At 27.8% G+C, this 11,899-nt stretch carries 1 protein-coding gene; it reads right to left on the bottom strand.

The window, feature by feature from the left end; translation table 11 throughout:
* Positions 1–298 precede the first annotated feature (298 nt).
* The coding region (locus Q5O44_RS01620) for an immunoglobulin-like domain-containing protein (protein WP_370545557.1) at positions 299–11,899 on the bottom strand (11,601 nt) is incomplete at its 5' end.

Genomic DNA, 11,899 nt, shown 5'->3' with positions numbered 1-11,899 from the left:
TTATTATAATTACTGCATATTTTTTCATTTTTACCAACAATGCTTTTTTCAATAGCTGATGTAATTATGCCTTCAGGTAAATTTTCTATAAACAATATAACTATACAAACAATAATAATTAATCTTTTTCTCATATATTAAATTCTTCTCCCTTCCATAATATATAAACTTATAATCTTATTATTTCCCTAAATTACTAATTTTCTTCATTTTGTTTTAAAATTAGACAAAAAAATGAAGTTGAATTAAATTGAATTTTTTAATTCAATTTAATTACAACTCCATAATTTTTAGTTAATTATTCAAATTTAAATGTTAATTCAAATTTTCCTGTAACACTTCCACCAATAAAGTTTTTACCATGTTTGCTTGTAAAACCTATACTAGCTTCTTTTGGTTTATCACTTCCAGTTTCTTTAGCTGGTAAAATCCCTATTTTAGTGTTTATTTCATTAACTTTATCTCCATTTGAATCTTCATTTACTCCAATTCTTGAACTTGGTTCTTGTGAATCTCCTGGAGAATCTGGATTAGCTGTATCATCACTATTTTGTTTGTTTGTTGATAACCATAAAGGTTTATTTTCAGTGTTATACTCTGATTCTATTAATGAATTATCCTTTATATAAAGACCTAATGCCATTTTTGTCATGGAATCTTGTTCATTCATGTTATCCCAATTACAAGAATTTGGATCTACAATTTCAAGTTCTCCTGAATCAGCTTTTTTACCAAATGATGCAACGCTAACTTTTACTGGACTTGTATTATTATTTTTTAATTTTAATACTCCAGATACAAACCCATCATTTTCTGTAGTTTCATCTCGATTTTCACTTGGCATTAAGTTTGTTACAACTTGGAATGGAAGCTTAGTTGGTACTGTTACATTTATAGTTCTAACAACTTGTATATCAACTTTTTTCTCTGTTGTTTTTCCATATAAATCAGTAGCAACATATGTTGCATGATAAGTACCAGCTTTATTAGGATTAACATCATTGCTTTTAACTTCTACCTTAGTAGTTTTATTATAAAGCTTATCATCATCATCACTTACATCTACAGCTGTTTTTAAATAATCTTTAATAGCATTTTCTGTATTTTCTATAGAATTAAGTTCTATTGTTGCTTTATTATTTTTGTTAATTGTAGGCTTATCATATACAGTTATTGTACTTGATTTTGTAGTAGTACGTTGATTACTATTAGTAACTGTATATGTAAATTCGTACATACCAACTTTAGATGTATCTATATTTTCAGCACTATATTGTATGTTAGTAATAGGTCCATCAATATTATCTTTAGCTGTTACACTTTGCTTCAATTGTTCATAATTTATATCTTTACCTTTTTCTACTTCAATATCAATCATTCCCATTATTTGAGGAGCAGATTTATAAGTTGCTACTAAACCATCTTTCGTTAATGTAAATACTGCTTCTGTAAGATTTAAACTATTATCTACACCATCAGAATAATCTTCTCTAGCATTTCCTATTTTGCCTTTTATAAGAACCTTTTTAGGTTCTTTATGAGAAATAGTTAATGTATCTCCAAATTTATAAGTAAGATTATTAAATTGATTTAAAACTTCTGATTCATCAGCATACATATTTCCATTAATATTAATCTGATTTTCACTACTTCCATCTACATGTTTTAATGTCATTTTAAATACAACACTATTATCATTACCATCAAGCCATGTTTTATTTTTATCAACAACAGATATGCTTCCTCCACCGCTTCCATTTGGAGAAATCTTAATTTTTAATGGTATTTTTTCTGGAGCTACTAATGAAATTAAATTTTCATTTTCTCCTAATGATTTTTCAATTTCTGTTGGAACATAAATTGCCTTCAATCCTGCTTCAGTAATTTTAAATACAGTATCAACAAGATTTTCTGGATTTTGAACTTTATCTGAATAATCTTCTAATTTATCCCTAACAGGTCCTTCAATAGCGAAAAGCTGAGGATGTCCAGCATAAATTTTAAGTATTGTTCCATAAGGAACTTGTAGTCCATTAAACTCTTGTATCTGTCTACTAACTTGAGCTGGAGTTTGATTTCCATTCAATGTTAATGTTTTTAAATTTGTATATCCTTCAGTTATTTCGTTCGACTGGCTATTATTAGGTACCCATACTTGTATTTCATAATATTTAAAATTAGCACCCATTGATGCAAAAGGCTTATTATTCTCATTTGTAGTTAATTGTAATTGAACTTTTCCTTCAGTATCATTTTCAATTTTATTAAACCTTAAGCTTAATTTATCACTCACCTGCGAATTTCCAAATTTAATATTATCCTCAAAAGCTCCATTTTTTAATTTTATATTTGCTCTTTGTTCATAACTAACTCTTCCCCAAGAATCCGTCACTTTATAATATAATACATTATTACCAACATTTTGCTCACCATATACTTTTATACCATTTCCTGCTAAAGTAAATTTTCCATCATTATTATCTGTTAAGGCACTTTCTTCATTATTATTATTATATTTTTTAGGATCATCTTTAAATTTCTCATTCCATTTAACTTCTACATTATCTTTAGTTAAAGTGTCATGGTCATCTGAAATTGTAACACCTCTTAAGTAATTAAAATCATCACCTTTAATTCCATCAAACTCTTCTGTATTAGTACTTCTTGTATCTTGTGGTGAATTTTCTTCTACATTAGAATTAGTGTTTCTTTTAGTACCATCTAGTTTAATATCTTTATCTATTTTTATTGTTGGTGCTTTATTATAAACTGCCTCTAATCCTAAATCTGTAAACTTAAATCTAACATTTTGAATTTTATCAAGATTACTAACTCCATTTTCATAAGTTACATCATTACCTTTATTAACAACAGTTCCTTGTATTTTTACAGAGTTTTTTGTTTCTTCAGTTACACCTTCTATAGCAATATACTGACCATTAAAGTATTCAAATTTTTGGTCATTTTTATTTGTTGAATGACTTCCACCTTGAGAACTTCCATTTGCTGAATTTATTGAACTATCTGTGCCACCTTCAACATCTGAACTAGTTTTAGTTTGTTGTTGTTCTGTTTCTTCATTTTCTGTTTCATCTTTAGAATCTATTGAATCTGAATTAACTTTATTTAATTCCTTTTCTATTTTTATTTTTGCACTTTCTCCAGTATCAATTCCTAAAATATCTACAGATTTTAACGCAATTCCATTAGCATCATAAATCTTCACTTTTAAGAATGTTCCAGCATTACTAGAATCAAATTGTTCTTTAGATTTACTTCCAAGATCAACTTTAATTCTATTTTTATTATGTTCATTATCTCTAATAAATTTTATAGAAAACGAACTATTTTTAACAACTGCATTATCAATATTATTTCCATCTCCTGGAGTTGTAGTATCTCCTTCTCCACTACTTTCTTGATTGCTATTACCACCGTTTTCTCCTGGTGCAGTTTCAGTGCTACCATCTGTACTTCCTGCTGGAGTTTGAGTACCCTCTGTTACTGAACCTCCAGCTCCTGGAGTATGATTAGTATTTTCACTATCACCTTCAGCTTCAGTAGTTCTAGTTTGAGATGTTTCTCCTTCAGTAGCATTTTCTGGTGATTGATTAGGTTGTTGTATGCTTTCTGAAGTACTTCCACTAGCTGTTGAATTTTCTTTTGGATAAATATTTATACTGTTACTATCCATGGCAGATCTAATTTCAATTTTACCTGGTTTTGTAGCACGTCTTCCCCAGCTATCTTCAACAACATAAGTTATTGATTGCTCTCCTAATGTATCATAATCAACATTATCATCATTTATAGTTACTTCAGTTGTACTTATTTCACCATCATGGTCATCATTTATTTTTAAGCTACTTGGAGCTTTTAATAAATTTCCTTTATAATATGGTATTGTTTCATCTCCACCAGTTATTACTGGTGCTTTATTATAGATATATTTTAATCCATCACTTAAAATTTTAAATCTACCATTTTCTAATTTATCTCTTTTTTCCTCTAAAGTAAGTGTTCTCTTATATCTAGACTTTTTAGATTCTTCTTTAGAGTTTTCTTTTTCAGTAGTAATACTACCCGTTATATCAATTTTATTATCTATTACTTTTGACCAAATACTTAATGAATAACCTTCTTCATAAGGGAATGCGTTTATTCTATCTATTATAGATTTATCAATTTCTTGATTTCCTCTTAAAGCAATAGTTCCTAAAGTTTTTCCTAAACTATCAAAAGCATTTATTTCAAAAACCTGAGAGTTATCTAAATAATCAATACTTTTATTTTTATAGTCTATTACTCTAAGTTTTCTTGTTATAGAATCAAATCCTATTATAAGTATATCTTCTCCCTGATAATCTTTTACAGTTAACTTTACAGCTTCTAAGTCTGTTCTAGGGTAAACTGTTATTTCTCTATCAACTGTAGTAGTAGCACCCCAACTATTTGTAACAGTATACCTTACAGTATAAACTCCTTCTTTTAACTTTTTAAACTTTGTTTTATCTTCTATTACTCCACTATCACTTGAATTATCATTATTAGTTTCATCTAATAAAACTGTCTTATTACTATTAGATGATATTTCTTCAACACTTATTTTATAATCATCATTGTTTTGATCATTTAATTCTACAGATATACCTTCTAAAAGATCTAAGATATCTCCCCTTTTTATAATTATAGGATCTGCTCCATTTATACTTAAAGGTTTTTTAGTCATTTCTCTAAGTCCATCATCAGTTATTTTAAATCTAACTTCTGAATACTTTTCAACTGTACCAAATCCATTTGAATAATCTGTAGTAGTTGATTTAGTACTTACTTCTGGCACAATACCACCTTTAATTTTTACAGCTTGTGCAGTTCTTGCTTTTAAACTTATAGTATCATATCTATTAAATGCAAATTGATGTAACCCATTTAGCTGTTCACTATCTTGTTGAGTATCCCCAGTTAATGATACCTTTTTTCTTTCATTACCTTTCGCATCTCTTACAATCATTTCAAAGTACTTTTCACTATTTGATTCAGATGAATATGTTTCTATATTTTCATCTTCTTGATTATCCTTTTGTGAATCATCTTTATTATTAGCTTCTTGATTATCATCTTTTTCTTCTTTATCTACAATACTATCTTCACTAGAGCCTTTTAATACAAATTTATTTTCCTTAGTATCAAAAGCAATTCTAAATGCTAAAGTACTATCTGGTCTATAAACTTCAATTTCATTTTCTCTTACTTTAGATTCTACTTTTACAGTAGTTTCTATCATAGTTGCTCTTTCCCATTTATCATAAAGTACATATTTTACTTTATAAGTACCTACTTTATTAAAGTTATAGTATTTATGAGAATTTTCATTACTATTACGAGCATTATCTACAGTTCCTATAAGTTTATCATCTACATATATAAACATATAGTCAGTAGATATGTTTTCCTCTTCATCACTTATGTTTATTCCCTCTAATAAATCTATTGTACCTTTACTGACAGTCCTAACTTTTTTAACCCCTTCCATAACCGGAGCTTTGTTATATTTAGCTTCTAGCCCGGCATCACTTACTATAAATCTTGTATTATTCATATAATCAAATTTGTTAGTTTCATTCATATTATCTTCTGTTCTAGGAATATGACCAGTTACAGTACCAGTAATTTTAATACCCTTTAAATCACTTCTATATACTCTTATACTATCACCATCAGCATAATTTATATCATTAATAGTTGATAACTTTGGAGATGTACCTCTATCATTACCTGTTAAAGTAATTTTCTTCTTTATTCCTCCATCAGAATCCTTAATTTCAATTCTAAATGCTTCATCATCTAAATTTGTTTTTGATAATTTTTCATTGCTTTGATTAAATACTCTGTATTTTCTTGTAATACTATCAAATCCAATTTCAAATACTGGTGTTCTAGTATCATTTTCAGTATTCCCCCCTGGAGTAATTGTTTCAGATTCACTTTCTCCAGTACTTGTATTTCCTGCTCCCGAACTATCTGTACTAAGAATTTCTGATGCAGAAGGTTGTAAATTGTTATCCTCTATTTCATCTATAATTTTAGTACTTAACGATGTATTTTCACTCTCAGCAAATACTTTAAATACATTTTTATATAAATTAGGTCTTACTGTAACTTTTCTTTCTACAGTCGTAGTTTTTCCCCAACGGTCAGTTGCAGTATATACTAATACTTTTTCACCTAGATTACTTGTATCAAGGTTCCAATCTACCCCTGTATTACCATTATTAGTATTAGTAATTGTTCTAATCATACCATTCTCTTTAAGAGAAACTGATTTTGTTAAATTATTAGGATCATGATCATCAGTATATGTTACTCCATAACCAACATTAAATGTTTGACCTTTATATACATCTATATCTTCTACACCACTTATTTTAGGTGCTTCATTATATACAGACTCTAATCCTGTTTCTGTTAATCTAAATACAACATGATTCATATTATCTGGATCATTAACACCATCACTATAATCTTCTCTTTGCTTACTTATAGTACCTTTTATAATAGACCTTTCTGGTTGCTTATGCCATATGTATAAACAATCATTATATTCAAAATCTTGATTGTTCCAATTCTTGCTACCATTACCATTATTAGTGGTAGTGGTGCTCATTATTTTATCTCCATCTTCATTACCTGAAAACGTAGTTTGTCTTTTTATTCTTCCATCACTACCTATTAACACCATTTTATAAACAGTATCATTATGCCCATTTAAAATATTTGTATAAGTTGCTTCTACTACTTTAAACTTTCTTTGTGAAAAATCAATTTGAATTTTAAATGGAAATTTTTCTGGAGCAACTGGTCCAAATACAACTTTATTGCCATTTACTTTTTCTTCATCTGGATTAGTATATATAGATTTCAAACCACTTTTTGTTATTTCAAATTTTACATTAAGTAAATTTTCAGGATTTTGCACTCCATCAGTATAATCTTCTCTTTGATCATTTACACCACCTGTTATAGAAAACATATTAGGATGTCCATGATAAATTTCAAAATAATCTCCATATTCAAAATGATAGCTTTTTAATCTATCTAACTTATTACCTGAATTAGGATTTTCATTTACATTAAATGTTATTTCTTCAAATTTACTTTCACCATTTTTACCATATACTTTAATTCTTATATAATTAGGAACATCTCCACTACCAAATGCTGTTGTGTTCTTAGTAGTAACATTTAAACTGTTATCTATATGATTAAATCCAATTCTTATCTTTTCTTGCCTATTACTATCCTTAAATATAATTTCATTTTTATCAATACCATTTTTTATTATTAAACTTCTTTCAATGCTACTTTCTCTTCCCCAGCTATCTGCAACTGTTAATCTAACTGTGTTATTGCCTATTCTTAAGTTATTCTTTTGTTCCTCTAAGAAGTTTTTCTCCTCTGTTTTGTTTGAATTATCTTTGTCATTTGAAACATCATTTTTGCCATTACCTTGACCTGAATCCCCACTTCCACTTGAAGCCTCATCATTTATAATAGTTTCATCTCCACCATTTGAAGTTTGTCCTTTTTCTTCTATATTTTCTGAATTGAAAGAACTCCCATTTTCTGAGCCTTGATTACTTTCTGTTTCAGTACCTAAAGCTCCACTTATACTATCTGAAGTACTTCCATTACTATCAGGTTGTGTTCCTTCATTATTAGACTTTGGTGGAATAATACTAACTTTTATTTTAGATTTATCAATAATGTTATTATTTTCTGGATTATCTCTATCATCTTTTACTTCTATATTTTCAGTATAATCAATAGCATCACCAGCATATACAGTAAGTGTTTCATTGTTTAAAAAGTTTATTTTAGGCGCTTTATTATAAACAACATTTATACCATCTACTGTAAAATTAAATCTAACATTATCAATATAATCTTTATCTGTTGTTCCATTTGAATAATCAATTTCAACATTTCCCGATTCACCCAATTCATTGTTACCAGTCATATAACCTTTAATTTTTATTCTTTCTGGTTTATTACTCCATACAGAAACATAATATCCATCATAAATAGTAATATTGCTCAACTTCTTTTTAAATTCTTCTATATTTATTGTTTCAACTTCTGTTAACTCAACTTCTCCAACCTTTTCTTCATCAACATTAAATATAGCTAATTTAAATACAATTTCTTTTTGTGGCTCTTCAGTATTATCATTAGATGAATCATTTTTTTGTAGTGCATCACTGTTAACTTTATTTAACTCTTCATTTATAGTCTGTAGTTCTTGCTGACTTTTAGCTGAATTTAATTCATTTCCAGTTGGTGGTGATAATGGTTCATTAGGGTTATATTCTCCAACTGGAGGAACTTCTTCTTGCTCTTCATCTTCTTTCGGAGTAGTCTCCACTTTATTTTCATTTACCTCAAATATATTTGATATTGGGTTATACTTAAGAGAAAATAATTTTTTATTACCATCTATATTATAAAATTCAATATCATTCGATACCGATTTTGATATTACAGATACAGTTCTATTATATGTTGCACTTCTTCCCCATGAATCTGTAACAGTATACTTTAATATAAAGTTCCCAATTGTGCTAATTTCTTCATCTAAATCTTCAATATTTTCATTATCTACATTTGTAATTACTATTTTTTCATTTGAAATTGTCTTATCTATATCACTTGATACACTTACTCCTTTTAAGGCATAATCTTTTTCTATATTATCATTTTTATATACATATAAAATATCATTTAACCCATTAATTTCAGGGCCTTTATTATATATTTTTTCTAACCCTTCAGATTTTATTTCAAATCTAGTATTTTGCATTTTTTCTTGATTTTCAAAACCATTTAACAATATTCCATCTAAAGAACCTTCTTCTGAAGCACCATTTTTCAAAAATTGATCATTTGAAATTAAATTTGGCTTTTTAGATACAGATATACCATCTTTTGAATCATAAACCCATAAGGAAATATAATCAAATTCTTTATATGATAAATTGTTAATTTCGCTAACTTTATTGCCATCTATTAAATCTTTTTTAGTTAACTTTATAGTTTTAACATTATTGTTATTATTCTCAGTATTTTTAGAATTTATATTTTCTTTTTTTATAAGCTTAATTTCAAATACATCAATATCATTACTTAAACTACTAGGTATCTTACTTTTATCAACTTTATCAACTACAAGCTTTTTATTTATATCATCAAATCTAATCTTTAAAATAGATTCATTTGTTTCATTATTTTTAACATTGATATAATTATATTCTAAATCATTGTAAGGATATACAGTTACTTTTCTTTTTACTAATGAACTTCTTCCCCAACTATCTACAACTCTATATTCAACTTCTTTTTCACCAATAGTTGTAGTATCTAAATCTCCAATTATAACATTTGAAGCTAAACTATCATCATGATCATCCTTAACAGTTAAACCTTCCATTAGCTTGTCTCTAGTTAATTTACCATTTCTATTAACTTGTAGTTTAACATTATCTTCTACTGTAAATTCAGGCGCTTTATTATAAATATAAGTTAACTTATCAGCTTTTATTTCAAATCTTACATTTTTCATAAAATCTGTATTATCAATTCCATTTTCATAGTTTTCATAATTATCAGAGTCATTTTCAGTTGTATTGCTTGATTGACCTAAATTACCACTTTGAGTTAAATTACCTTCTCTAGAATTTTGTTCTGGATATTCTGCACCATTATTTTCTGAACTTCCACTTCCATTTGGAGCGTTTTCTGAAGTTTCTCCTGAATTCTCTTCTCCATTTGGTGTTTGTGGTAAATTTTCAGTTGACCCTTGCCCAGGTATACTAGGTGAAGGCTGTTGTACTGTTCCATTTAATTCTCCATCTCTATCTACCCCATGAATTACTATACTTTTAGGAGTACTTGACCATAATTCTATACGGTCACCAACATTATATTTATAACCATCAAACTTCTTTAATACAGTTTTTAAATTATCAGTACCTTTAATATTTAATGTTTTTTGTAATACTCCACCTTTTGTATAAACTTTCAGCTTAAATATAGATGATGATACCGATGAATCTATAGGAGAATCTTGTATATTATCTAAATTATCTACTAAAAATTTCTTTTCTACTGGATCAAATTTTATTTTAAATAAACTCTCTCCCTTGTTTCCTTCATTATTCCTTTTAAATTCTATATACTTAGTATCAAGTGGGTTACTTGATTTAACTGTTAATTTTCTTGTTTCAGTATTTGATCTTCCCCATTTATCTGTAGCAGTATAAGTTATAGTTTGATTTCCAACTTTTTTGACATCATAAGAGCTATAAGTTATAGAAACAGCTTTAGTCTCTAAATTATCATCATTAAATTTATCAAAATCATCTTTTATTTTATCTTTAATACCTTCTAATGGGTCGAACTCCTCACCTCTTGCAATTTCCTTAACATCTAAATTTTCAAATACAGGAGCATTATTAGTTACTTCTTTTAATCCATTCCCTTTAATTTGGAATCTTCTTTCAGAAATCGCTCTCTTATCCATTCCATTTGAATAATCTTTAGTTTGATCACTTTCAGTTAAATTACCTGATCCATTATTAGTTAAAACTTTTATTGGTCCTGCTATTTTAAGCTTAGGTATAAATGAAGATGAATTTGGATTATTTTCTGGAGAATTTGCATCACCAGTTCTCTCTTTAGTTTCTGCATGCCATATCCCTATGTAATCTCCTTCTTCATAAAGTTGATTGGCAATTTTATCCAACTTATCAGAATCACTTTTATCATTTCCTAATAAAGATACCGAAGCTTTTTCATTCATATCCTTATCATATAATACAAATTTAAAATACTCACTATCTCCAGTATTACTTAATTTTCTACCATCTTGATCAGCAATTTGAATTTGCTTTGCTGCAGTATCAAATCTTATTTTAAATCTTACATGTTGACCATTAAAATAAGGTGTACCTTCAACTGTTATTTCATTGGCAGCTAATCCAGTAGCAGTTTGACTTGTATTACTACTTGAACTTCCAGTACGTAAATTAATTTCTTCCCTAATAATTTTTGGCTCTTCTTGTTTTACTTCTTCTTGCTCCACTTTTTTAGGTGAAATCTTTCTCTTACCAGTTGCTTTTCTTCCCCAACTATCTTCAACAGTATAACTTACATCTAAAACTCCATCTTCAAGTTCTGTTATTAAAGGTACAATCTTAGAATTATCAATATCTCCATCATGATCATCCTTTATAGATATTCCAGTGAGAATATCATTCATAGGATTTTCTGATTCTTCAATATCTGTAAGTCCATTTATAACTGGTGCTTCATTATATACAGTTTTAAGGTGATCTTCTTCAACTTGGAATCTTACATTTCCAATGTAATCATAATTATCAATTCCATCAGAATAATCTTCCTTTTGCTTGTCCACATCACCTTGAATATTACCAGTAATCTTTAATACATCCTTACTATCAGTAGGTGTTATTTGTATAAAATCTCCTACTTCATAGTTTAAGCTTTTTAATGGCTCTAATTTTTCAGAATTTCCAGTATCCTTACCTTTAAGTTCTACTGAAAATTTTTCTTTTTGCTCTTTATCAAATATTTTTATAGTATACATTGTTTCTTCTGGAGTTTCTTCTGATATATTTTTTTCAGATTGTTCACTAACAGTGAATTTCTTTTCTTTTTCATCAAACCCAATAGAAAACAATAATTGATCAGTTTTATCTATATATGCATTAAATTTAGCTCTATCAAGTCCTAATTCTTCTTCCTTTAACTTGTTGTCTTGGATTGTCTCATTTTCATCAGAACTTGATTCTTCACTATTAGAATCACTTTTATCCTTATCAAC

The organism is Clostridium sp. CAG:221, assembly GCA_000435835.1.
Taxonomy (GTDB): Bacteria; Bacillota; Clostridia; order Clostridiales; family Clostridiaceae; genus Clostridium.
This window is presented reverse-complemented; position numbering and strand designations above follow the sequence as displayed.